Source organism: Kribbella sp. NPDC050459 (assembly GCF_040655315.1).
In the GTDB taxonomy this organism is placed as follows: Bacteria; Actinomycetota; Actinomycetes; order Propionibacteriales; family Kribbellaceae; genus Kribbella.
In genome coordinates, this window is the sequence record NZ_JBFAJQ010000002.1 from 594,603 (window position 1) to 613,734 (window position 19,132).

The 19,132-nt window shown below is 67.6% G+C and carries 24 protein-coding genes and 1 pseudogene; 7 read left to right on the forward strand and 18 right to left on the reverse strand.

Features of this window, described 5'->3' with window-relative positions; all coding sequences use genetic code 11:
* Positions 1-112 precede the first annotated feature (112 nt).
* Both AB0I12_RS08800 and AB0I12_RS08805 read right to left on the reverse strand, forming a co-directional pair.
* Complete coding sequence (locus AB0I12_RS08800) at positions 113-970, reverse strand: hypothetical protein (RefSeq protein ID WP_359926617.1); 858 nt, start codon at positions 968-970, stop codon at positions 113-115.
* Positions 971-1,683: 713 nt separating this feature from the next.
* Complete coding sequence (locus tag AB0I12_RS08805; RefSeq protein ID WP_359927749.1) at positions 1,684-2,832, reverse strand: IS110 family transposase; 1,149 nt, start codon at positions 2,830-2,832, stop codon at positions 1,684-1,686.
* A 673-nt stretch (positions 2,833-3,505) separates the two neighbouring features.
* Here AB0I12_RS08805 and AB0I12_RS08810 point away from each other — a divergent pair.
* On the forward strand, positions 3,506-3,823 hold the full coding sequence (locus tag AB0I12_RS08810; RefSeq protein WP_359926620.1) for a hypothetical protein: 318 nt from the start codon (positions 3,506-3,508) through the stop codon (positions 3,821-3,823).
* Between the two features lie 73 nt (positions 3,824-3,896).
* Here AB0I12_RS08810 and AB0I12_RS08815 read toward each other — a convergent pair whose 3' ends face one another.
* Complete coding sequence (locus AB0I12_RS08815; RefSeq protein WP_359926623.1) at positions 3,897-4,097, reverse strand: hypothetical protein; 201 nt, start codon at positions 4,095-4,097, stop codon at positions 3,897-3,899.
* 132 nt (positions 4,098-4,229) lie between these two features.
* Here AB0I12_RS08815 and AB0I12_RS08820 point away from each other — a divergent pair, with 132 nt between their 5' ends.
* Positions 4,230-4,502: a hypothetical protein gene (locus AB0I12_RS08820; protein WP_359926626.1), complete on the forward strand. Its 273-nt coding sequence runs from the start codon at positions 4,230-4,232 to the stop codon at positions 4,500-4,502.
* 62 nt (positions 4,503-4,564) lie between these two features.
* On the opposite strand, the gene AB0I12_RS08825 is transcribed toward AB0I12_RS08820, so the two are convergent.
* Positions 4,565-4,882, reverse strand: a complete 318-nt coding sequence (locus AB0I12_RS08825) for a hypothetical protein (protein ID WP_359926628.1) — start codon at positions 4,880-4,882, stop codon at positions 4,565-4,567.
* A gap of 170 nt (positions 4,883-5,052) precedes the next feature.
* Here AB0I12_RS08825 and AB0I12_RS08830 point away from each other — a divergent pair, with 170 nt between their 5' ends.
* Positions 5,053-5,574 carry a hypothetical protein gene (locus AB0I12_RS08830; protein WP_359926631.1) on the forward strand — a complete coding sequence of 174 codons (522 nt, stop codon included), beginning with the start codon at positions 5,053-5,055 and terminating at the stop codon, positions 5,572-5,574.
* A gap of 55 nt (positions 5,575-5,629) precedes the next feature.
* On the opposite strand, the gene AB0I12_RS08835 is transcribed toward AB0I12_RS08830, so the two are convergent.
* A complete protein-coding gene (locus tag AB0I12_RS08835) occupies positions 5,630-5,830 on the reverse strand; it encodes a hypothetical protein (RefSeq protein ID WP_359926634.1) in 201 nt (66 codons plus the stop codon).
* Between the two features lie 146 nt (positions 5,831-5,976).
* Between AB0I12_RS08835 and AB0I12_RS08840 the strand changes: the two genes are divergently transcribed.
* Positions 5,977-6,342 carry a hypothetical protein gene (locus tag AB0I12_RS08840; RefSeq protein WP_359926637.1) on the forward strand — a complete coding sequence of 122 codons (366 nt, stop codon included), beginning with the start codon at positions 5,977-5,979 and terminating at the stop codon, positions 6,340-6,342.
* A 119-nt stretch (positions 6,343-6,461) separates the two neighbouring features.
* Here the strand turns inward: AB0I12_RS08840 and AB0I12_RS08845 are convergent, their stop codons facing one another.
* Together AB0I12_RS08845 and AB0I12_RS08850 are read right to left on the reverse strand one after the other, a co-directional pair.
* The gene (locus tag AB0I12_RS08845; protein WP_359926638.1) at positions 6,462-6,713 is read right to left on the reverse strand and encodes a hypothetical protein; all 252 of its coding nucleotides are present in this window, start codon (positions 6,711-6,713) and stop codon (positions 6,462-6,464) included.
* Between the two features lie 45 nt (positions 6,714-6,758).
* A complete protein-coding gene (locus AB0I12_RS08850; protein WP_359926641.1) occupies positions 6,759-7,802 on the reverse strand; it encodes a GNAT family N-acetyltransferase in 1,044 nt (347 codons plus the stop codon).
* Between the two features lie 212 nt (positions 7,803-8,014).
* Here AB0I12_RS08850 and AB0I12_RS08855 point away from each other — a divergent pair, with 212 nt between their 5' ends.
* A complete protein-coding gene (locus AB0I12_RS08855; protein WP_359926644.1) occupies positions 8,015-8,251 on the forward strand; it encodes a hypothetical protein in 237 nt (78 codons plus the stop codon).
* Positions 8,251-8,835, forward strand: a pseudogene (locus AB0I12_RS08860) (SRPBCC family protein); the annotation flags it as partial. The gene AB0I12_RS08855 and the pseudogene AB0I12_RS08860, both read left to right, overlap by 1 nt.
* 29 nt (positions 8,836-8,864) lie before the next feature.
* Here the strand turns inward: AB0I12_RS08860 and AB0I12_RS08865 are convergent.
* The 4 genes from AB0I12_RS08865 to AB0I12_RS08880 all read right to left on the reverse strand — a co-directional run bounded on the left by AB0I12_RS08865 (position 8,865) and on the right by AB0I12_RS08880 (position 12,665).
* A complete protein-coding gene (locus AB0I12_RS08865) occupies positions 8,865-9,524 on the reverse strand; it encodes a DnaJ domain-containing protein (RefSeq protein ID WP_359926647.1) in 660 nt (219 codons plus the stop codon).
* The gene (locus tag AB0I12_RS08870; protein WP_359926650.1) at positions 9,521-10,186 is read right to left on the reverse strand and encodes a hypothetical protein; all 666 of its coding nucleotides are present in this window, start codon (positions 10,184-10,186) and stop codon (positions 9,521-9,523) included. Before AB0I12_RS08870 ends, AB0I12_RS08865 begins: the two co-directional genes overlap by 4 nt.
* Positions 10,187-10,326: 140 nt before the next feature.
* Positions 10,327-11,160: a uracil-DNA glycosylase gene (locus AB0I12_RS08875; protein WP_359926652.1), complete on the reverse strand. Its 834-nt coding sequence runs from the start codon at positions 11,158-11,160 to the stop codon at positions 10,327-10,329.
* Positions 11,161-11,237: 77 nt separating this feature from the next.
* Positions 11,238-12,665: an MFS transporter gene (locus AB0I12_RS08880; protein WP_359926655.1), complete on the reverse strand. Its 1,428-nt coding sequence runs from the start codon at positions 12,663-12,665 to the stop codon at positions 11,238-11,240.
* A gap of 129 nt (positions 12,666-12,794) precedes the next feature.
* On the opposite strand from AB0I12_RS08880, the gene AB0I12_RS08885 reads away from it, so the two are divergent.
* The gene (locus AB0I12_RS08885) at positions 12,795-13,364 is read left to right on the forward strand and encodes a TetR/AcrR family transcriptional regulator (RefSeq protein WP_359926658.1); all 570 of its coding nucleotides are present in this window, start codon (positions 12,795-12,797) and stop codon (positions 13,362-13,364) included.
* On the opposite strand, the gene AB0I12_RS08890 is transcribed toward AB0I12_RS08885, so the two are convergent.
* The 7 genes from AB0I12_RS08890 to AB0I12_RS08920 form a co-directional block, all read right to left on the reverse strand.
* On the reverse strand, positions 13,361-14,248 hold the full coding sequence (locus tag AB0I12_RS08890; protein WP_359926661.1) for a Ppx/GppA phosphatase family protein: 888 nt from the start codon (positions 14,246-14,248) through the stop codon (positions 13,361-13,363). The two genes, AB0I12_RS08885 and AB0I12_RS08890, sit on opposite strands and share 4 nt — an antisense overlap.
* Before the next feature lie 22 nt (positions 14,249-14,270).
* Positions 14,271-14,741 carry a DUF501 domain-containing protein gene (locus AB0I12_RS08895; protein ID WP_359926663.1) on the reverse strand — a complete coding sequence of 157 codons (471 nt, stop codon included), beginning with the start codon at positions 14,739-14,741 and terminating at the stop codon, positions 14,271-14,273.
* A gap of 2 nt (positions 14,742-14,743) precedes the next feature.
* A complete protein-coding gene (locus AB0I12_RS08900) occupies positions 14,744-15,349 on the reverse strand; it encodes a septum formation initiator family protein (RefSeq protein ID WP_359926666.1) in 606 nt (201 codons plus the stop codon).
* Positions 15,350-15,367: 18 nt separating this feature from the next.
* A complete protein-coding gene (gene eno, locus AB0I12_RS08905) occupies positions 15,368-16,648 on the reverse strand; it encodes a phosphopyruvate hydratase (protein ID WP_355700684.1) in 1,281 nt (426 codons plus the stop codon).
* A gap of 60 nt (positions 16,649-16,708) precedes the next feature.
* The gene (locus AB0I12_RS08910; protein WP_359926667.1) at positions 16,709-17,233 is read right to left on the reverse strand and encodes an RNA 2'-phosphotransferase; all 525 of its coding nucleotides are present in this window, start codon (positions 17,231-17,233) and stop codon (positions 16,709-16,711) included.
* A gap of 12 nt (positions 17,234-17,245) precedes the next feature.
* Positions 17,246-18,079 carry a phosphotransferase gene (locus AB0I12_RS08915; protein WP_359926670.1) on the reverse strand — a complete coding sequence of 278 codons (834 nt, stop codon included), beginning with the start codon at positions 18,077-18,079 and terminating at the stop codon, positions 17,246-17,248.
* A gap of 69 nt (positions 18,080-18,148) precedes the next feature.
* Positions 18,149-19,126 carry a MazG family protein gene (locus AB0I12_RS08920; protein ID WP_359926672.1) on the reverse strand — a complete coding sequence of 326 codons (978 nt, stop codon included), beginning with the start codon at positions 19,124-19,126 and terminating at the stop codon, positions 18,149-18,151.
* Positions 19,127-19,132 lie beyond the last annotated feature (6 nt).

Genomic DNA, 19,132 nt, shown 5'->3' on the forward strand with positions numbered 1-19,132 from the left:
CCTACGGCGTCCCTCCGGGATCTCCGCCCCTTGACCCGCACCGCACCGAACCTAAGGTCGGCAGCTATCGGGGCGATGCGGGAGGACTGCCCGTGTGCTTGACGCGTAACCGTCAATTCGTGCTGAGGTCGGTTGCGAACGCCTCGTCCAGCAGAAGGCCCTTGCTTCTCGACAGGTAGTAGTCGCGTTTCCGCGGGAGTTCGACTGCTGCCATGACGGGGGAAGACCTTGCGTAATCCTTATACTGCCCAGGACTCAGCCGCCAACCACCTTCCTCGTTCTCGACCTTGACCAGAGGCGTTCCGCCGGCCACCAACTCGAACCGATCGATAGCACCGGTTTCAGAATCATCGGAAAGCGTGACTGTCCACGTCGTTTCCTCACCAGGATGACCGTCCTGGCGACGACGAGCGATCTCGACCCATTCGGACACGGTTCGTTGGATTTCGAAGAACCCGTCCAGAGCGCTATTCGGAAGGACGCACTGTTCTCCAGCAGCAACGGTCTGATTTCCACCAGTACCATCATCCCCGATCCACGCGTCGTTGATGTTTACTGTTACTGAATGACCACCAAGATTGTTAATCCGGAACCCGAACCGGACGAGAATTAATTCACCGCCATCCTTTGGAAGCCGGTATATCCTGTCTGTCGGCAGTGGGTTAGCTTGACCACCACTGATCGATGGCTCGAGCGGTGGCCACTCGGCCGAGTGGTTGATGAACACCGACAGCGGATGAGCGTTGGCGTCAATCCGGGTCTTGATCGCCTCAACGATGAGTCGCCTTGTGTGTCCCTCCTCCGTCCGCGCAACTTCAAGCGCGGATCGCGAGAGTTCGATTGCGGAGTTGGCCGTAGTCGCCGCATCTGCGGCAGCATGGGCACTTTTCCGGGTCTCCCACGATTGCCAGCCGACCAAGACTGCTGCGCCTACGGCAGCACCGGCAGCGATCCAATCCGGAACCGACATGTTGATCTCCTCCACCCAGGGCCTGGCCCTCTGAACTGAAGAAGACCCTACGGCCACGTCTAGCATGCGGGACAACGCGCGCCGACATGGCGCCAGACTTAACGTGCCACGTGCAACGAGGAGACGCGGTTGCACCAGCGGTTGCAGTTCACAGTTGTTCGCCAGCAGTCGGGGAGGTGCCACCCAAGTTGGCCGCGACGGCCACGAACGACCACGGACCGTCGTGAAGGGGATCAGGTCGAACTTAAACCTCGCGGCCCTCACAGGCATACGGGTTCGAATCCCGTCCCGGGCACAGAACTGACCCACGCGTCCTACGCAGGCGCTTACTTCGTCGCTCCGCTCCTCACCGCCTCCACTCCGGCCGCTCCCACCCACCCCCGGCTCAGCGCCGGATCTTCCCGCTGCCGACGGACACCGGCTTGCTGCGGGCTAGCACCCGCGGGGTTCCGGGCTGCGGCCCGGGTCTTGCGCGCTCCCGCGCGCGAACGACCGCAGCGTCGCGCGGCCCCGCGCCTGACGCGCACGGGACAGCGATCCTCGCGGCCCGTTCGCGCATGGCACGCACTCTCTGCGGCCCAGCCCGATTGCGGTTGATGGTCGCACTCCGGAGACCGCCACATCTCGGACGCCACGGAAACAACCTCGCCAGTCTCCGCGCTCTGATCCGCCAACAGGACCCGGCGAACGCACGGATCAGGCTCCCCTCTGTGTCAACAGGTGGCCGGTAGTGGGGTCGTAGGCTGTTGTTCGGCGGGTCCGGGAAGTGACTTGTCCGAAGAGCCGGCGTTGTGGGGATGTGAGCCGGTCACGCTGGAGTCAGAGTCGTGTCCCCGTTGTCCTCCCGGGCCCGTCTCGGCTGCGCGGACGGTGTCGTTGAGCATCGTCTGGTAGACGATGTCGGACAGTCGGCGTTTGACGCAGCGCATGGCTTCCATGGGTGCTTTGCCGTCGGCTTTCTTGCGTTCGTAGTAGTCCCGGCCTGGGGTGGGGTTGCGGAGCTGGACGCGGGCCATGGTGTGCAAGACACGGTTGATCTGGCGATTGCCGGCCCGCGACAGGCGGTGTCGGGTCTGGTCGCCCGACGAGGCGTCGATGGGGGCGGTGCCGTTCCAGGATGCGAAGTGTGCCTTGTTCGGGAATCGGGTGATGTCGCCGATCTCGACCAGTAGCCGGGCGGCGCCGGTGGGTCCGATGCCGTGTAGGTCGAGCAGCGTCGTGCCGGTGGCTTTGGCCAGCTCTTCGAGTTCCTTGTTCGCGGCCTTCTTCCGGGCATAGATCCGCTCCAGGTCAGCGACCAGTTCTGCGGCGACGCGGCGGCGAGTCTTGCCGACCGCGTCGCGCGGCCGGACGGTCGCGAGCAGTGCCTTGGCCTGGGCCGCGGACAGGTCCCGTTTCGCGCCGCCGGGGATGAGCTCGAGCAGCAACTGGTGCAGCTGGGACACCTTGCGGGTGTGCTCCTCACCCAGTGAGCGGCGCCGGTCGACCAGGATCCGCAGCACCGCGAGTTGCTCGTCGTTGACCACTGGCCGCAGCCCGGTCATCCGTGTGCCGACCAGCGCGACCGAATGCGCGTCGGTGGCGTCGGTCTTGCGGCCCTGCCCAGTGGCGAAGACCCGGGCTCGTGCCGACAGCTTGGGCGGGACGTCGACGACCTGTTCGCCACCGGCCAGCAGCCGGACCGCGATGTGCTTGCCGATCCCCGCGCAGCCCTCGATCGCCCAGACCCGGTCGGGCCACCGCCTGGCGAAGCCCAGCATCGCGGCATAGCCGTCGCGATCAGTACTGAACCGGCCGCTACCGACGACGGTCTCGTCGGCGGTCATCACCTCAATCGTCGCTGAGCGCTTGTGTGGGTCCATCCCTAGGACGACCCGACCCGGTGCTGCTCGTGTGCTCACGGTCACTTCTCCGATGCTCGAACCACTGTTGGATGTCGAGCCTGGAGGGCAACGCTGCTTCGAGCCGAGCAAACCCCTCTTGAGCCTCTCCTGGCCCTGGCGACGCCCGGCCCGCGCAGGCCAAATGAGAGCCACACCGCACGGTGGGCAGCCGATGTGAGAGCGACGGACCGAGCGCCTGGACCGAGCCTCGCCAGGATCGGTCCTAGAGGCAATACAACAAGCAGCCGATGTTCGGACGCCGTCGCCAATCACAGCTGCCCGCGCTGTTCAAAGCACGTGTGTCATGATCTGGCACATCATGCGCGACTGGGATCATCTCCTCGGGCAAACTCCCTGGTTCCTCCAACCCGGAGATACCGCGCTGGTTGGCGAGGAGTAGCCATGGACCCGAGCGGCGGTCGACGGGTTACCCCGGCTCTCAGCTCTGCTGGGGTCGGCGACTCTCACGCCAGTGTCTGTATCGGGAGCGGACTACGAGCTGCTGGCCTGGGGACCTCCGGGCGACCGACGGGGATGGCTCGGTTACCCGCCGCTGCGCCCAGATACCGGCCAGGTCCACAGCACTCACAGGAGTTTCTGGGTCGTCTGCGGCGGAATCATCGAGCGCTTCGGAGAGCCTGAAACCTAGTGGATGAACCAGAATCAGGTCCTCACCGTGGCCGCGGCGCGAACACCTGTCGCTGACGTGCTTGCCGACTACTCATGGCTCTGGGAGAACGATGGACTGACGATCCCTATCGAGCCCGAGGAGTACTACGCCGTGGCGGTTGAAGCCAATGGAAACCTCACGCTTGCTCACCGTCATGGCGGCCAATTGCTGCTGTTCGCGCCGGACCACGCATTCACCGGGGTTACGCCCCTGCCGGGCTGCCCGCCGTACTCACTGCTCACCTTCGATGACGAGCCGGACCTCGCGGCGTGGATCGAAGCGTGCGCCGGCAGCTGGTGAAGCGACTGAAGCAAGTTGTCCGGATCTGCCGTGATCAGGGCGGAGTGGTGATCGCCCGACGCGACCTACGAACTCAGCGGGATGGCCCATTGCTGGCCGCATCGATCGCCTGACGGACGCTCGCAAACCGGTCGACCGTGAAACCTGAAACGGCACGGATCTCGGTCTGATCCCAGACGTTGTTCATGTAATGCTCAATGGTGAAAAGGGCGGCTCGAACGATCTCAGCCTCCTCAAGGGCCAGGCACAAACCCCCACGCTCAGCACGCTCCATGGCCTCGACAGTAGTGGTTCTACGGACCCCTGTCACCGACGCTCGCTCATGCCGCTGATGGTGAAGCGCGGAACTGCCGAATTCAGGATATTCATTGGGCACTTCACGGCACGAGACGGCTACCCTCGCTCCGTGGCTGCGAGTGATCTCTTTGAATTCGACCTGGTCTCTGCGGGCGGTGCCTTGCGCATCACGGATGTGGCTTGGACGAAGATCCAGTTCCATCTCAGCGAATTCCAGCCCGCGAAGAGTGTCCGTCTCATTGGCGATCCGCCGTCGGCGATACGGGTCCTCGCGTTCGGGGGCACGGAAGTGGCTCCGGGCCTCCTAGCCAAGATCGAGGAGTTGGCCGGCACGTCGCTCCAGTTAATTCCCCGAGGTGGTCTTAACCCGAGACCGACCTGATCAACGTCCGCTTCTGCCGCAATCCGCGCATGCCAAGGCGTGGTGACCGCGGCGATTGTGGCCTAGTGCTCGGACCGTTGATGTCGCGCAGCCGACTGCGGCTGTCGATGCGCCCAGATGACCGCAGCGGTCCACATCAGCAGGGCCATCACGAGGCCCGCCGCAGCACCGCCCCCGGGTGCGCTGAACAGGCTTCCTACGACGGCACCTGCCACGCCCACCGTGAGCACCCCGACGAGCAGCAGCCCGAAGGCGTCGCCGCCCCACCCCAGGTCACGAAGCCGCTTAGCGAATGAGCGGTGGCGCTCCATCAGCATCAAGACTTGCCCACTGACCATGAGCGCGACCACCAAGCCGAGTATGAACGGAACGGTCCCCATCAACATATTGTGCGGGATCGCCGCCGAGTCCAGGGCCGCCGGCCGCAACCTAGAACTCACTGATTTGCCGCATTCCGCGCGGTCATGCCGAGGACCGGACCAACCAGCACACGGAGTCGCGCCGTCCGATCGCTATCTCTTCGTGTCTTCGGCTGCCGTACTGTGGCGCTGTGCGCAGCCGAAGTCGTGCAACCTTAGGTGCAGCCATTGCGCTCGCCTTCGCCGCCACCGTGGGCTGTGGGCTCGAGCCTCATGTCGAGATCACGAGTGGGACTGCCGAGAGTCGAGAGTTCGGCGACCACATCGAGTACTACGACCTCGATCTGTCAGCGGATGTCAAAGTCCTCGAGTGGGTGCAACTGCGCGACTGGGACGTCAACCAGATCTACCTGCGTTTCTCCACAGATCGCGCCGGATTGGCGAAGCTTCTCGGGGACTACCGCCTCACCTGGAGCGCCCTGACGCCGCCCTCACCTTCGTCGTCATCGCCGGCTCCGCCAAGGGAATCCGGCTGGGACCAGGAGTTGCCCGCCAGGTTCATGCAGTGGCAGCCGAGCACGTGGACAACGTCGCGAACGATCGATCAAGTCAGCGACACGAACTCGAATGGGCTGCCGCCATACGTGGACCTCTTAGTCGACCGTCCCGCCGCTGAACGACCTGACGTCTTCATCCACATCGTTCAGCAGTAACGTCCGGCAGCCGCGATCAAGGCGGAGTGGTGATCACCCGTCACGGCCTACGAGCTCAGCGGGATGGCCCATCGCTGGCCGCGTCGATCGCCCGACGGACACTCGCAAACCGGTCGACCGTGAAACCAGATACTGCACGGACCTCGGTCTGATCCCAAACGTTGTTCAGGTAATGCTCAATGGTGAAGAGGGCGGCTCGAACGATCTCAGCCTCCTCAAGGGTCAGGCACAAACCCCCACGCTCAGCACGCTCCATGGCCTCGACAGTAGTGGTTCAGCGGACCCTGTCACCGAACGTCCGCTCATGGCAGCCGCGTTCCGCGCGGTCATGTCGAGTTCAGTGCGTTCCGTGTGGGGCCCGGCAACTTGGCGCACGCCAGACTGCGGGACGAGACTGTTCCCGTGAAGGAACGGCGGCTCATCGGCTACTGGCGTAACGAGAAGCATCCCGAGTACCCGGACCCGACGGATCTTGTCGATGAGTCATGGGCTGCAGACGAGCGGCACCTGGTCTGGTCCTACCTCTGCAGCGGCACAATGGTCGTCTCCTACATGGGACTCTCGCCTTGCCGCGTCTGTGGCAAGCACAACGGCGCGCTGGAGTTCTCCGACGGCACCTATCAGTGGCCCGAAGGCTTAGCCCATTACGTCTACGACCACGCCGTTCGTCTACCAGCGGATCTCGTCGAGCATGCGCGAAAGCAGCTCGACGGCTTGGAGGCTGGAACCGCCACCCTCGACTGGTGGCTCGCGGCCACACGACATTGACACCGAACCGCACTCAGCCGCGATCCTCGCATTCGGCTGTCGCAGATCCCCTGGTTGACCATCCGTGATACGTCCGGCTTGACGATCTTGGACTGTTTCTGCTGTCAGGCTATTGGTTTTCAGTCCCAGAAGTTGAACAGCAGCTCGCCGCCGGTAGTCGGTTTCCAGTAGTCGATCTGGTTGTGTTCGTGGGGAGCGAGAGCACTCAGATCGACCTGCGACAGAGGGGTTTGTAGCTCGCCGACGGTGAGGACCTGGGCGTCGGTCAGGTTCGTGATGGCGGTGGCGAGATCGTGGTGGTTGACGAACGTGATCGTGGAGTCGCCACCAGCTCGTGCATCGCGGCGTGGCACTTCGGTCAACGCTGCCATTCGCTGTGATCCCGGCGCCCGCCCCGTTGCCCAGCGTCTGGCCCGTCAGAGGTGGAGTCGCTCTGCCAGATCGGCGATATCGATGGTGACGAGGAGTCGTCGGGTCAGTTCGCGGAAGCCTGTGCGTGCGTTGACGGCTCGCATTCCGGTGTTGGCGGCAGCGGTGGTGCTGGACAGGCGACGTACGTTCGGCAGTTCGTCCGCGAGCCGGAGGGTCATGGCGGCCTTTACCCAAGTCGCTAGTCCATGTCGTCGGTGCTCGCCCACAACAACCGTGTCCTCCTGGCCCACGTCGACGGTTGAGCGGCCGACCTCCACCGCGGTGAATGCCGCCACCGTGGACGTGCCGGCGACGAGGGCGGCGGTGACCCACAGCTGGACACCGCGGTCGGCGCGTTCGCGCTCACTCCGGCGTACGAGATCGCGGTCCCACACGACGACCGCGCCCGGCGGCAGGTGGTTGTTCGGCGCATCGGCGATCGCGCGCTTTGCCACGGCATATGAGTCGACCAGGAGGTCCGGAGCGCGGCCGGCCCAGTGCACCAAGTGGTAACCGTCGTGGTCAGTAGCGACGCTCCGCTCGAGGGCAGCACGGTCGAGGGTCGCGAAGTCCAGCACATTGATGACGAGTTCGTCACCGACCATGGCGCCGAGATCGAGGGCAAACTTCGCGCCGGGTGTATCCGCGAGGACTGTCGTGGCGAGAAGCTCCATACCCGCAGCCCGCTGGTCACGGACTACTTCAGTGAGAAGCGACCGGCCGACGCCGCGGCCACGCCTCTCGGGCAGAACGTAGATCCGCGTGAATGCCGTCTTCGGCTCACCGGCGGGACGGACCTCGGCGGCACCGATCACCGTCCCGTCCAGATAACCAGCCCACCGAGTCGTCTTCGGGTCGGTGAGCTGCTCGCGGAGACGCTGTGAGGACTGAGGAGGTGCGGGAGCATACTCCCCGCGCTCGATCGCACCCACCGTACGCATCACGTCGCTCCATTCCGCAAGCCGTGACTCGTCGACCTCAGGCCGCAGAACGTCAACACCGATACCGGGAATTCGCACGGCCCCCAGGCTAAACGCCCTCCAGACCACGGTCCGAACCAAACGTGCGGCGGACTGCGAAAGTCGGTGGGCCACCAGACCGTCTACTACCGTGCGAGGACTTTGGGATCGACCCACCCCACAACCCCTTGTAGATAAAGGAACAGGCGCCGTGCCGCCTAGGCGACCCGCGCTCATCGCATGGAAGTGGTCAGCGATCGGTGATTGCTGGGCCCAACTCTCCTACGTTGCATGGTTGCGCCGTGAATACCTCCGAGGCAGAGTCCTGGACCATACGCCACTTTTCTCAAAGCAACCCCAGGGGCGCCGGCGAGGGGAACGTCCCAGCACTGCTGCGCAGGGTCGCCGACACACTGGAAGGCCTCGGTCCGGTCAAGGTCATGGACCTGGTGCTCCACAGCGATGAACTGACGGACGACGGCGAGGACTGGTACTCCATCACGGTGTACTTCGATCCCCGTACATATCAGCCTGACTGATGCGCAACCGCCGTGACCATGCGCGGCTCCTCGAACCACCCGGGACCGTCTCGTACACGAGGAGGGTGATCTCATCCGTGCCGGGCGAGGGAACCTGTCGGGCGTCTCGGAACGATGGGGGGACGGCGCGGCTCTCCTTGTGGGTGAGAGTTGGGGTGGTTGTCGTGCAGGAACGTCACATTGTGGTGCACAGGCACATGTCGGCGGCTGCCGGTTCGGTTTGGCCTGTGCTGGCTGACTTTCCGAATCTTGCCGAGCACTGGGGTGGGCCTCGGGGAACTGTGGGGGTTGGGGAGCAGGCCAGGGGGGTGGGGGCTCGGCGGCATGTGGAGTTGCGGCCGGTGGGGAGTATGGATGAGGTCGTGACTGCCTGGGACGAGGGGCGGCGGATCGATACTCGGAATCGGCCCAGTCGGGCGGTGCCGTTCAAGGCGGCAGAGTCGTCGCTGACGCTCGACCCTGAGGCCGAGGGGACGTTGGCTACGTTCGACTACCGGTACGTGCCGAGGGGTGGCCCGCTCGGGCGGCTTACCGGGCCGTTGATCGACCGGATGTTGACGGCGACCTTTACCGACATGCTGGCTGCGACCGAGGAGGCCGCGCGGGCGAGGGGTCAGAGTTTGGTGAGGACGCCGCCGATGATGACGAAGACGAACAGGGCGATGTTGAGTAGGAGGGCCAGCCAGGCGATTGACTTGCCTCGTTGGCCGCTCCATTGGATTTGGCGTAGGGCGGTGACTGCCAGGTAGATGGAGACCAGGGAGCAGAACGGGACGGTGAGTAGGGCGGCTACTGCCTGGCGGCTTACGCCTGGGTGGCGGCGGGGTTGGTAGGTCGGGGCGGTGAAGGGGTCGTTGTACGGCGGGGCGGTGTAGGACTCGCGGTACGGCGGGGCGGTGTGCGGGTTCTGCCGGGGATGGCGTGGGGGTGTGTACGTGTCTCGGCGTGGGGGTGTGGGGGCGGGGCCGGAGGACCATTCGAAGGGGTCGTCTGCGGGCTCGTCGGGGGTGGGGCGGTGCGGCGTTTCGGGTGGTTTGGGCTTGGGGTTGAGGAGAACGGCGTAGTCGGCGCGGCGGTTTGGGTCGGAGAGGATCTCGTAGGCGCGGTTCAGCTTGGCCTGTTGGGTGGCGCTGCCGCCTACGTCGGTGTGGTGGCTGCGGGACAGGCGGCGGTAGCTGCGTTTGATCTCTTCGGGGCCGGCGTCGCGGGCTACGCCCAGCAGCTTCCAGGGGTCGGCTCCGTCGAGGTCGCGGAAGTCGCGCCGCGAGTTCATCTAGCGACGTCCGCCTGGTAGCAGGTCAGTCGCCAGGACACTTGCTGCGGGTCGGCGCCGGTGGGCAGGGTGCGGTGGCCGGACGCGAACGTGACGGTCCGGTCGCCTGCGAGGTAGACCCACAGGTCGAGGTCTTCGTCGTTGCCGTAGTAGTAATACCGGTAGTGCTTGATGGCCTGCGACCCGAGGAACGGGGTCTGCAGCCGTTGCTGCGCTTCCAGCGGCAGGTTGCCGAGCGTGCCGCGCATGTCCTGCGTGAGCTCGAGCGCAGGCGGCGAGGGCTCGTCGCGGCCGCGGGACACGAGCGAACGCAGACCGCCGCGCGGCCTCGACGGTTGCTGCTGTACGACGGCGTGCTTGATGCTCCCCGGCACGAACGCATCGATCCGCACACTCTGCGTCCGCTGTCCCTGGTTGTTGACGCGCGGCGTGGTCACGGCCAGACCCTGAGGCCCGAACACGACGGCGTACGGCCGGTCGCGTTCACGCTCGTGCAGGTCGGCCCACCACTCGATCGAAGGTCCTACCTTGCGCTCGAGGTACGCCTTGACGTCGTCGTGGATCTCCGCCCACCAGTGGTACCGGTCCGGGCTCGGCACGAACCCCAGCGGTGCGGCCTCGTGCGCGGTCGGCATCCGCGGCGCGGCCGGTGCGCGCTCCACGCCGCCACCTGCGGGCCTCTGCTCGGCCGGGCGTCCCCGAGAGTGCTCGGGCAGGTTGTCACGCGTCATAAGGGCTGCGGCGTGGGGCGGCATGCATAGTCGGCAGCTTCCAATACGCCCCGTATCCAGGTCAACTCTTGTCAGCCGAGAGCTGACAGGGTTTTCGCGCGGATCAGGACGTTGTCGAGCATCTCTTCGGTGAGCTTGCCGGTGAACGTGTTCTGCTGGCTGGGGTGGAAGCAACCGAGAATGCTGACTTCGCCTTGTGGGGTTGGGATCCGGTACTCGACCGCGTGGCCGAACTTCGGCCGCGGCCGCGGTATGTCGGCGCCGAGCGCGACCAGTGCGGCGAGCAGGGCGTCGTACGCGAACTTGCCGAGGCAGACGATCGACCTGGTGCCCGGAAGGACGAGCTCGAGCTCGCGCCGGTACCACGGGGCGCACGTGTCGCGCTCGCCCGGCGTGGGTTTGTTGGCGGGTGGGGCGCAGCGGACCGCGGCGATCATGCGCGTGCCTATGAGGTGCAGCCCGTCGCCGGCGTGTTCGCTCGTGGCCTGATTGGCGAGGCCGACGCGATGCAGGCTGGCGAACAGCCAGTCGCCCGATCGGTCGCCGGTGAAGACGCGGCCGGTCCGGTTCCCGCCGTTCGCCGCCGGCGCGAGACCGACGATCAGGATCCGCGGCTCGGCGACACCCCAGCCCGCGATCGGCCGCCCCCAGTACGGCTGGTCCGCGAACGACTTCCGCTTGCCGACCGCAACGTCTTCGCGCCACTCGACGAGCCGCGGGCACGCCCGGCACACCGACACCCGCGCCTCGAGCTCCGCCAGGTCGCCGGTCTCCGCGAGCCGTCGAACCTCCGCAGCATCCCCAGCCACCGGAGTACGCCGTACGGCGGGATCCTCGGGCCAGCCCGTCCCCGGCGGCACCGGACTGTCGAACAGCTGCCCGGTCAACGGATGCGGAAGCTTCATCCGCTCAGCCTAAACGGCGAGCTCAGGGAGGATCTGCGGCGCGCGACGGCACAAAATCCTCCCCAAGCCCATGACGGTCAAGCGACCAACTGCTCCTCGGACGGCTGGGTGACGGGGACCACCGGCGTACGGCGGTGGCTCGGGATGGCCAGGGCGAGTACGACGGCCGCGGCCGCGAAGGCGGACAGGAGGAGGAAGGTGTCGGTGAAGCCGGACTCGGCCGGGAGGCCGGACGGCTGGATGTGGCCGGTGATGATGGAGCTGGCCAGCGCCGTGCCGATCGAGCCGCCGATGGTGCGGATGTTCGCATTCATGCCGGTGGCGGCGCCGGTCTGCTCGCGGGGGACGTTCTGCACGATCAGGCTGGTCATCGCCGCGTAGGCGAGGCCGAGCCCGACGCCGAACAGGGCCGTCGAGACCGCCACCTGCCATTGCGCCGCGTGGAACTCGGCGAACATCAGCGCCGCGACCAGGCTCAGCGCCGACCCGGAGACGACCTGCGCCTTGGCGCTGAACCGCGCCGCGAGCGGGCCGCTCATCGACCCGGTGATCGCCATCGTCACCAGCATCGGCAGCATCAGCAGGCCGGCCTGCGTCACGCTCGCGCCGAAGCCGAAACCGGCCGCCTTGGGGATCTGCAGGAACTGCGGCACGAACGCGTACACCGCGAACATCGCCGCCCCGAACAGCAGCGCCACGAGATTCGTCGTCCAGACCGCCGGGCGGCGCATCATCCGCATGTCGATCAGCGGGTTCCGCGAGCGCAGTTCGACCATGATCCAGCCGGCGAACAGCACGACGGCCAGCCCGAAGAGCCCCGTCGTACGCCACGAGCCCCAGCCCCACGACCGGCCGGTGCTCAACGGCAGCAGCAGCGCGATCAGCCAGCCGGACAGGAACGCGGCCGCGAGCCAGTCGATCCGGCCGGGGACCCGGTTCGGGGACTCCGGCACGTACCGCCGGACCAGCACCGTCGAGACCGCGACGACCGCCATCGGGATCCAGAACAGCCAGCGCCAGCCGAGCCACTCCACGATCGGGCCGGCGAGCACGATCCCCAGTCCGCCGCCGGCCGCGATGATCGCCGACACCACGCCGACCACCGACGGCACCCGCTCGGCCGGGAACTCGTCCCGGATGATCCCGAACGACAGCGGGAAGACGGCGCCGCCGACGCCCTGGAAGACCCGGGCGGCGATCAGGACGCCGACGTTCGGCGCGAGCGCGGCGATCAGGCAGCCGACCGCGAGCGCGATCAGTGCGACGAACAACGTGCGCTCCTTGCCGACCATGTCGCCGATCCGGCCGAGCAGCGGCGTGGCGACCGAGACCGAGAGCAGGAGCGCGGTGAAGACCCAGGTGACCGTGCCGGGGGTGGTGTGCAGGTCGTGCTGGATGACGGGCAGCGCCGGGCTCACCAGCGACTGCAGCATCGAGAACGAGGCGACGACCGTGGCGAGCACCGCCAAGGTCACGCGGGGGTTTCCAGACCTGATGACAGGCATGCAGAAGTCCTTCGAAAGGGGTGTGTGCGCCACACAGAGGGCGCGAGATCTCCCCGGCCTGGTAAAGTCGAGGTATGCCTCCACTATAACGGAGGGTTGCCTCCGCTATCAACTGGCTAAGGTGATCGAATGGAGCAGAGCAGGCCTGTGCTGCAGGTCGACGTACGGCGGCCGCAGCGGGCGGACGCGCGGCGCAACTTCGACGCACTGCTGGCCGCCGCCCGGGACGCGTTCGCGAGCAAGGGCGTCGGCGCGTCGCTCGAGGACATCGCCAGGCAGGCGGGCGTCGGGATCGGCACCCTGTACCGGAACTTCCCGGCCCGTCAGGACCTGCTGAACGCGGTCTACTTCGGCGAGATCGAGGAGCTGTGCCTCGCGGCGGAGCAGGCCGCCGACCTCCCGCCGTGGGAGGCGCTCACCACCTGGCTGCACCGCTTCGTCGGGTACGCCGCGACGAAACGCGCGATCTGGGAGTCACTGAACCGGGAGGCCGACAGCTTCAAGGCGGCCCGCGAGGCGATGTACGCCGCGGGCGCACCGCTGTTCGAGCGCGCCCAGGAGGCGGGCGAGGCCCGTAAGGACGTGTCGTTCGACGACCTTCTCCGCATGGTCAGCGGATTGACCGCCGCCGGCTTCGTCGACCAGGCACAGCGCGACCGAGTCCTGACCATCGCCCTGGACGGCGTCCGCGCGCGTTAACCGAGCGAGAGCGCCACGCCGTCGAGGATGTCGTGTTCGGAGACGGTGAGGGTGTCGACGGGGAGGCGGTCGACGAGGCGTTGCAGGATGAGGGCGCCGGCGCCGATGACGTCGACCCGGCCGGGGTGGATCGAATGGACGGCCGCCCGGGCCGCTCGGGTCGAGGTGGTCAGCCACGTGGTGGTGTCGCGGAGCTGAGTCGTGCTGAGGCGGGCGTGGTGTACGGCGTCGCGGTCGTACTCCGGGAGGTTCAGGGCGACCGCGGCGACAGTGGTCGCCGTACCTGCGACGGCGATCAGGGCTCGCGCGTCGGCCAACGGGACCTTGGTGCCGGCGAGCAGGGCGTCGATGTCCTGGGTGATCGCGGCCAGCTCGGGCTCGGAGGTCGGGTCGGTGGTGACGTGGCGTTCGGTGAGGCGGACGGAGCCGATGTCGAGGGACTCGGCGGCGATGACGCCGGTCGCGTCGCCGAGGACGAGCTCGGTGGAGCCACCGCCGATGTCGGCCACCAGGTACGGCGCGGGCAGGTCCAGGGACGTGGTGGCGCCGCGGAAGCTCAGCTCGGCTTCTTCGGTGCCGGTGATGATCTCCGGTCGTACGCCGAGGCGCTCCTCGATGCCGGCGGCGAACGTGTCCCGGTTGCTGACGTCGCGGGCGGCGGAGGTGGCGACGAAGCGCAGCCGGCTGACGGCCTTGGACTGGATGACAGCTGCGAAGTCTTCGGCGGCCTTGAAGACCCGGGCCAGGGCTTCCGGCGCGAAAGCGCCCGTCGAGTCCACGCCCTGACCGAGCCGGACGATCGTCATCCGGCGGTCGACCTCGACCAGCTGACCGTCGATGAGGTCGGCGATCAGCAACCGGATCGAATTGGTCCCACAGTCCACCGCCGCAACCCGCACACCCGCGTCAGACACAGGGGCCCCGGCGGCCCCAGTCCTCCAGGGCTTCGAGGGCCTCGTCGCCCAGCGGGTTGACGCCCGGGCCTGCCGCCAGGGAGTGGCCTACCAGGACGTGGAGGCACTTGACGCGGTTCGGCATGCCGCCGGCGGTGATCCCGGCGATCTCCTCGACGTGTTCGATCGACTCGCGGTGCGCGCGGTACGACTCGTGGGCCGCGCGGTACCGAGCGGCCAGATCCTCGTCGGACTCCAGCCGGTCCGTCATCTCCTTCATCAGACCCGAGGACTCGAGCGTGCCGATCGCGGACGCGAGCCGCGGGCACGTCACGTAGTACGTGGTCGGGAACGGCGTACCGTCCGGGAGCCGCGGCTCGGTCTCGACCACGTCGGGCAGGCCGCAACTGCAGCGGTGGGCGATCGACCGGATCCCGCGGGCGGTGCGGCCGAGCTGCTTGCTGACCGCTTCCTCGTCCGACATGCTCACCGGGTCGCCTCGGGGGTCGGTGTGAGGATCGTCGACGGGGTCGGCTTGGCGGGAGCCGGAGTGGCGGGCGCCGGCGGCGTGCCCGCGCCCTCGACGCTCCCCCACAGCTTGGTGTACCAGGTCGGCTTCTGCGCGTCCGTCGTACCGTCCGAGGGCGCGGACGGCTCCGGTGGGGCACCGACCGGCTTACCGTCCGCGCCGATCACGCGGTACCCGACCTCGCCGGGCATAACCCATCCGAGTCGTTGCCGTGCCTGTGCCTTCACGTAGGCGTCGTCGCCCCAGCGGGAGATCTCGTCGTTCAGCTCGGCGACCCGCTTCTCCCGGTCCCGGATCTCCTGCTGCAGCGCGCTGACCTGCTGGTGCTGGTCGAACCAGACCCGCAGGCTCTGCGCGTACGACACGATCAACGCGCCCAGCACCAGCAGTACGACGGCCGCGCGCCCGGTCAGGTTGCGCGACCCGCGGGTCCTGGCCGGCTCGGCCGACGTCCCCGCCGTACGGCGTTTGGGCTGGTCGCCCCGCCGGGCCGGTGGGCGCGACTGGGTCCGGCTCGACGGACGCGAGCCGGGTCGTGCACCGGAATCCCGACGGGACGGCATAGCTGAACCTCCGCAGAATCAGCCCTGGAAGCGCGGGAAGGCCGAGCGACCGGCGTACGTCGCCGCGTCGTCGAGCTCCTCCTCGATCCGGAGCAGCTGGTTGTACTTGGCGGTGCGGTCGGACCGGGCCGGCGCGCCGGACTTGATCTGGCCGCAGTTCGTCGCGACCGCGAGGTCGGCGATCGTGGTGTCCTCGGTCTCGCCGGAGCGGTGGCTCATCATGCAGGTGAAGCCGTTGCGGTGGGCCAGGTCCACGGCGTCCAGGGTCTCGGTCAGCGAGCCGATCTGGTTCACCTTGACCAGCAGGCTGTTCGCCGACTTCTCGGTGATGCCGCGCTGCAGGCGCTCGACGTTGGTGACGAACAGGTCGTCGCCGACCAGCTGGATCTTGCTGCCGAGCTCACCGGTGATGGCCTTCCAGCCGTCCCAGTCCTCCTCGTTCAGCGGGTCCTCGATCGAGACGATCGGGTACGACGCGACCAGGTCGGCGTAGTAGGCGATCATCTCGTCGGCGGACTTCTTGCCGCCCTCGAAGGCGTACACGCCGTCGGTGAAGAACTCGCTCGCGGCCACGTCCATCGCCAGTGCGATGTCCTTGCCGAGCTGCAGGCCGGCCTTCTCGACCGCGACCGCGATCAGGTCCAGGGCGGCCCGGTTGCTGTCCAGGTTCGGCGCGAAGCCGCCCTCGTCGCCGAGGCCGGTGGACAGGCCGCGCTCCTTCAGCACCGCCTTCAGCGCGTGGTACACGCCGGCGCCCTGCATCAGCGCCTCGCCGTACGTCGCGGCGCCGATCGGGGCGATCATGAACTCCTGGACGTCGACGTTGCTGTCCGCGTGCGCGCCGCCGTTGAGGATGTTCATCATCGGCACCGGCAGGACGTGCGCGTTCGGGCCGCCGACGTAGCGGAACAGCGGCAGGCCGGAGCTGTCCGCCGCGGCCTTCGCGACCGCCAGGCTGACGCCGAGGATGGCGTTCGCGCCCAGCTTGGCCTTGTTCGGGGTACCGTCCAGGTCGAGGAGCGCGTGGTCGATCAGGCGCTGCTCGTGGACGTCGTACCCGACGATCTCCTTGTCGATGTCCTCGAGGATCGCGGTGACGGCCTTCTGCACGCCCTTGCCGCCGTAGCGGTCCTTGTCGCCGTCGCGCAGCTCGACGGCCTCGAACTGGCCGGTGGACGCGCCCGACGGGACGGCCGCGCGGGCGATGGTGTCGTCGTCGAGCAGAACCTCGACCTCGACAGTGGGGTTGCCGCGCGAGTCGAGGATCTCGCGCGCGCCGACGGCCTCGATGGTGGCCACATTGACTCCCAAGTTCTCGATGACGAATCGCTGCTGAGCCTAGTCCCCAGACCACCGGGCTCAGTGGACCGCGTCGACCCTAACAATCGCATCCGGAGGTACCTCGCGCGTCAGTAACACTCCGTTGGGGGCCCGATAGACGGCGAGATCGCCGCAATCCACGCCCAGCAAGACTTCTACTCTCGTCCGCCGCCCGACGTGGCTGTCCTTCGAGGGCGCCAGGTGGACATGCGTACGCCGTCCCGCGTGCAGCCCTTCGCGCTGAATCGCGGCCAGAACCGCCCGATTCGTGCCGTGCCACAGCAGATCCGCCGGGTAAACCCGTTCCCAACTGTTCTCCAGCGCTTCACGTGTCACCGGCATCCCGGCCAGCGAATGCCCCTGACACGCCCGGATCCGCTCTCCGCCGACCTGCAGCCGCTGCTTGTCGTTCTCCCGCACCGCGACGTCCAGCCGTTCGCGGGTGAGCCCGAGAACCCGCAGTACGTCGGTGATCGCGGCCCAGCCGTCCGCACTCATCGTGAGGTCGTGTTCACCTGCGGTGTGACGGAGCAGGCGGGAGATCGCTCTGCTATCGCGGCTCATGGCAGGAAAGTACTAGTGGCCGAAGGAGCGGCGGGCGTCGGCCAGGCCCTTGTGGTTGTCTTCGGGGCCGGAGATGCCGGTCAGGAGGTTGTTGGTGATGCGCCACGCGAAGTAACCGGCCTGGACCGCGTAGCGGACGCGCAGGAAGGTGTTCAGGCCGCGCTCGACCTCGTCGGTCAGGTCGGGGCGCCGCTGCAGGTACGCCGGTACGACGGGCTCGTCGTTGTACATGCGGGCCGACGCGACGTCGTACAGGATCGGGCCCCGCATCGCACTCCCCCAGTCGATCAGCGCGACCTGCCCGTCAGGCTGCCGAACGAACGCCTCGGCCGCCGGGTCGCCGTGCAGCCAGGACCAGGACAGCGGGCCGAGCGCGACAGCGTCGGCGATCGCACCCTCCACCGCCGGACGGATCCAGGGCTCGAGGTCCAGACACTCCTCGAACGGCAGCAGGAACCCCAACCAGTCGGCGAGTTCGCCCCGCTCGACGGCAGCGGCCGAGTGCACGCGCCCGAGCAGGTCCCCGATGGCCGCGTGATCCGCCATGGGCAACGGCACACCGTCGATGTACTCCAGAACCGCGACCTGCCGCCCGTCGACGCACTCGACGTACCGGCCGTGCTTGCTGGCCCGCGGACGCCCGGTCCGGATCCCGGCATTGTCGAGCCGCGCAGCCAGCTGCAGCCCCGGCTCGAACGCCAAGTCGCCCGCATCCACAGCCTTCAGCACCACCCGCCACTCGTCTGCGCGCGCCAGCCAGACAGCCGAGTTCATCCCACCGGTCAGCACCTCGACCCGGAACGGCTTCAGGTCCCAGTACTCCCGCAGTACCTCGGCAGCATCCACCCGCCCCACCCTGCCAGCCGCGCACGGCGCCGTACATCCGATTTCCGAGGACGAACGAGCCGCAGTAGGTCAGGAGGATTCGGCGGCGCGGATCTCGGTGGCCAACTGTTGTACGGCGACGCGGAGGGACTGTTCTGCGTCGATGCCGAGCGTGCGGGCCTCGCGGACGACGGCCAGCAGTTGGTGGCCGATGCGGTCGGCGTCCGAGTCGCCGGGAGTGGCGAACTCGGCCGGGAGGACCTTCGCGGCGCGGCCCAGGACCTTGTCGGCCAGGGCGAGGGCGGGGAGGGCGAGCGGGATGCCTTCGAGGACCGAGGAGCGTTGTTTCTCGGCGGCCTTGATGGTTTCCCAGTTCGCCTCGACGGCGGCCGCGTCGGCGGCGTCGACCGAGCCGAACACGTGCGGGTGGCGGCGGATCAGCTTCTCGACGATGCCGCCGGCCACGTCGTCGACCGTGAAGCCTTCCTCGTCGTCCTCCGCGACCCGGGAGTGGAACACGACCTGCAGCAACAGGTCACCGAGCTCCTCGCGCAGGTGCTCACGGTCCCCGGTGTCGATCGCCTCGAGCGTCTCGTACGTCTCCTCGAGCAGGTACTTCGCCAGGCTCTCGTGGGTCTGCTCCTGGTCCCACGGGCAGTTGCGCCGCAGCCGGTCCATCACCCGGACCAGGTCGATCAGGCGCGAACCCGGGACGTCGTACGAGCCGTGCAGGATCTCCACCGCGTACGACGGCTCGCGGACGAGCTCGTCGGACACGACGCGGAGCAGGCCGGGCTCGCCGTCGTCACCGGTCAGCCACACCACTTGGCGCCCGTCGGCGGCCGCCGACGACAGCCACGTCCACGCCGCGGAGACCCCGGCCTCGACCTGGGTGACGACGAGGCCGGAGCCAATCACCGCCTGGACGTCGGGACGGTCGGGCCCGCCCGCCGCGCCGATCTCGTCGGCGGCCTCGAGGGCCTGCCAGGTGGCGCGGGTGAGCAGCCCGGGGGCGACACGAGGGCTCGTGAGGACGACCTTGATCCCGCCCGCGGACTCGTCAGCCATGCGGCG